General features: G+C 63.4%; 3 protein-coding genes. 1 reads left to right on the top strand and 2 read right to left on the bottom strand.

Features of this window, described 5'->3' with window-relative positions:
- On the top strand, positions 1 to 2405 hold a 2405-nt coding region (locus tag EN893_RS38230; RefSeq protein WP_281062501.1), incomplete at its 5' end, for an MBG domain-containing protein.
- Between the two features lie 81 nt (positions 2406 to 2486).
- Here EN893_RS38230 and EN893_RS24660 read toward each other — a convergent pair.
- Positions 2487 to 2861, bottom strand: a complete 375-nt coding sequence (locus EN893_RS24660; protein WP_127270038.1) for a hypothetical protein — start codon at positions 2859 to 2861, stop codon at positions 2487 to 2489.
- A 229-nt stretch (positions 2862 to 3090) separates the two neighbouring features.
- Positions 3091 to 3498, bottom strand: a 408-nt coding sequence (locus tag EN893_RS24655; protein ID WP_128361834.1) for an SDR family oxidoreductase, incomplete at its 5' end; no start/stop codon positions are given.

Below are 3498 nucleotides of genomic sequence, written 5' to 3'. Positions count from 1 at the left end.
ACCTGACGATGGCGGTCGGCGCCAAGGTCAGCGGAATCGATCCGGTGCTGTCAGCCATGGGCAGGTTCGTCAACAACCGCGGCAGCGACGCTGTCACCGCAACCAGTGGCCGCTGGCTGATCTATGCGGCAAACCCAACCGGAAACACATTCGGCAATCTCGACAGCGGCAACACGGCGGTCTGGAACACGACGGCCGGCGCCACGGTGAGCGCGACCGGCAACCGCTACGTCTTTAACTATCAGCCGACGCTGACCTTGAAGTCCGAAAATGCGGCCAAGACTTATGGCGATACCGCCATGCCGGCACTGACCTATACGGTGTCGGGCTATCAGGCGGGCGTCACCAATGCCTATCTCGGCGACGCTGCCGCCAATACATTTGGCGGCGCGCCGTCGCTCTCCACCGCCACGCTGTCAGGCAACGAACAAGTCGGCAGCGGGCCCTATGCGATCAGCATCAGCACCGGCAACGTCGCTGCCTCGAACGGCTACGCCCTTGCCTTCAACAGCGCCGGCCTGCTCTCCATCGCCAAGCGTGCGGTGACGGTGATAGCGACATCAGGGCAGGGCAAGACCTATGGCGATGTCGATCCGTCATCCTACGCCTACAGCGTTTCGAGCCTGGGCACCGGCGTGGCGTTGGTCGGCACACTCGGCCGTGATGTCGGCGAGAATGCCGACATGTACGCCATCGGCCAGGGCACGCTGACCAACGGCAACAATTCAAACTATGACATCACCTATGTCGGAGCCGATTTCACCATCGGCAAAAGGGCGGTGACAGTCACCGCCAGCGCCGCCCAGGGCAAGACGTATGGCGATGGCGATCCATCGTCCTATGGCTATACCGTTTCAAATCTCGGCAGCGGCGCATCGCTGCTTGGCGCACTCGATCGCGTGACCGGCGAGAATGCCGGCACCTATGCCATCGGCCAAGGCAATCTCGGCGTGTCGAACGCCAATTACGCCATCACTTATGTCGGCGCCAACTTCACCATCGACAAACGGGCGGTGACCGTTACTGCCAATGCGGGCCTGGGCAAGACCTACGGCAATGCCGATCCATTGTCCTATGGCTACGCCGTTACCGATCTCGGCACCGGCGTCGCCCTTGTCGGCGCTCTCGGTCGGTCAGCCGGCGAGGGCGTCGGAACCTATGCGATCGGCCGCGGCAGCCTCACCGATGCCGCCAATGCGAATTACGACATCAGCTATGTTGGCGCCGGGTTCAGCATCGGCAAACGCGCCGTCACGGTCACGGCGGATAGCGGCTTGAGCAAGACCTATGGTGACAGCGATCCGCTGTCCTACGGCTACACTGTCTCGGATCTGGGCACTGGAACGGCACTTGTCGGCGCACTGGATCGTGCTGCCGGTGAGAATGCCGGCAGCCATGCGATTGGCCGCGGCACGCTCACTGATGCCGCCAACGGCAATTACGACATCAACTATGTCGGCGCGAACTTCAGCATCGGCAAGCGGGCGATCACCGTCACGGCCAATGCCGGTCAAGGCAAGATCTACGGCGACAGCAATCCCTCGTCATTCGGCTACAGCGTTTCGGATCTTGGTAGCGGAGCGCTGCTGGTCGGTGCTCTCGACCGCGCGGCCGGCGAGACTGTCGGCAATTATGCGATCGGCCAGGGCACGCTGACCAACGCTGAGAATAGCAATTATGCCATCAGCTATGTCGGTGCCGGTTTCAGTATTGGCAAGCGTGCAGTAACGGTGACGGCGAATGCCGGCCAGGGCAAATCCTATGGCGATGCCGACCCGTCATCCCTAGGCTATACCGTCTCCGATCTCGGTAGTGGCGCGGCGTTGACCGGTGCTCTCGATCGCGCCGCTGGTGAGACTGTCGGCGGCTATGCAATGGGGCAAGGCGGCATCACCAACGCCGCGAACTCAAACTATGACATCAGCTATGTCGGCGCGGACTTCAGCATCGGCAAGCGGGCCATCACCGTGGTTGCGGATGCGCAGAGCCGGCCACAAGGGACGGCCAATCCGCCACTCACCTACACGGTCGGCGGCTTGGGGCTGGTCAACGGCGACATGTTCGCGGGCGGCCTTTCGACCGAAGCCACCACTGCAAGCATGCCCGGCATTTACGCCATCGAGCAAGGCAGCCTGACCATCTCGGCCAATTACGAGTTGACCTATGTCGGCGCGGACCTGGTGGTGCAGCCTGCCAACGCGGTGCCGCCAACCGAAGCCGCCAGCGTCGTCGTCCACAATGCCGACATGCATGGCGGCGGTCAGCCGCCCCCTATCTTCTTTGCCGGCCAGCCCTCCGATGGCGGGACGCAGACGCTGGTCGAGGATCCGCGCCTGAACGGTCCCGCCCTCTGCCAGGGCATCGGAGACATCGCGTCCGTCTGCACTGTCGCGTCGGTTCAGTAGGCGTTTGCCCCCCATCTCGTATCGGAAAAGCCGGAGCCCCGACAATCGCCGGAGGCGCCGTGCGATCATTGTCAGTCTGCGTCAGCCGTTTGGATAGTAGCCGCCATCGGCGCCGTCGCCGATGTAGAAGCCGCCGCCTGAATCGTCTTGCAGTCGCTGATCCAAGTTCTCAATCTGGCTGAGCAAACCTTGGTATGCGCCGCCGTCAGTGGCCGAGCGATGGATGCTGTCGGCCCTCATCATCAGATCGTGCTCCTGCTCAGGGGTGATCGCCTTGGCCTCCCTTGCCTCGACGATCCCTTGCTTGACGCCCTGCAACTGGTCCAGGACGGCTCTAGCCTCGACAGACATGCGCTGCGGTTCGACCCTGTGGCGGTGTACCGCGTAAGCACTCGATAGCGGCACGGCCGCCAGTAGCGATGCGATTGCTATGATCCTTGGTGTGACATTGCGCATGGTCGCGCCTCCCTTCAACGGGAAAGCGGTGTGGATATCGCTTTCCGGACACGGGCAATCTCCTCCGTCGCGTCGCGGTGATCCTGTCATCGCCGGCGGTTCGTGGCCCGCAATATCCATATAGAGGCGTTCCAATCCCTGGGCTGGCAAGGAACGGAAAGTTGACAGATTGTGATCGCGGAGAGACCCGGCATGTCGTGCTGCCACAGCCCGGCAGCGGGCGTGCTGGCTACATGCGCATCAGCAGGCCGCCATCGACGGCAAGTTCGATGCCGGTGATGTAGCTCGCCGCGTCGGAGAGCAGGAACAGGGCCGCGTTGGCCATGTCCTGCGGCGTGCCGATGCGGCCGAGCGGCGCGTAACTCGCCACGGCCGAACGCTTCTCCTCGGTGTCCCAGCGCGCCTGCAGCGGGGTCAGCGCCATGCCGGGACAGATGGCGTTGGAGCGGATGCGTTCGCCGGCCAACTGCATGGCCAGCGATTTGGACAGCGCGCAGACGCCGGCCTTGGATGCCTGGTAGGCGTCCTGCGGGTTGGCGTCGCCGCGATACCACTGGATGGTCGAGAAATGCACCATGGCGCCGCCGCGTCCGCCCGCGCGCATGTGGGGTACGACCGAGCGCGCCGTGTGTACGAA

Origin of the sequence: Mesorhizobium sp. M7A.F.Ca.CA.004.04.2.1 (genome assembly GCF_004022825.1) — a bacterium.
Classification (GTDB): domain Bacteria; phylum Pseudomonadota; class Alphaproteobacteria; order Rhizobiales; family Rhizobiaceae; genus Mesorhizobium.
The sequence above is the reverse complement of the archived record's forward strand: the minus strand, read 5'-3'. Positions and strand labels throughout refer to the sequence as shown.